The 235-nt window shown below is 71.9% G+C and carries 1 protein-coding gene; it reads right to left on the reverse strand.

Annotation, left to right across the window (positions count from 1 at the left end; translation table 11 throughout):
* Positions 1 to 235, reverse strand: a 235-nt coding sequence (locus HKX41_13570) for a hypothetical protein (protein ID NNC25162.1), incomplete at both ends; no start/stop codon positions are given.

Consider the following 235-nt stretch of genomic DNA (forward strand, 5'->3'; position numbering starts at 1 on the left):
GCCAGCGCGCTGCAGGGCGCGCTGGCGAACGGAATCGGCGGCAAGGCGCTGACCACCATGCGCGCGCTGACCGAATCGGGCATCAGGCCTTCGGCGAAATCGCTGCCGAGCTGGATCGCGCCGATCTCGTCGAGCACGCGGGTGCGCGAGCGCAGCACCGACGGCCAGGCCGGACGCACCGGCAGGTCGTAGCGGCGGTCGACCTTGTAGCCGTTGCCGTCCACCTGCACCCGCA

Source organism: Salifodinibacter halophilus, from assembly GCA_012999515.1.
Classification (GTDB): Bacteria; Pseudomonadota; Gammaproteobacteria; order Nevskiales; family Salinisphaeraceae; genus Salifodinibacter; species Salifodinibacter halophilus.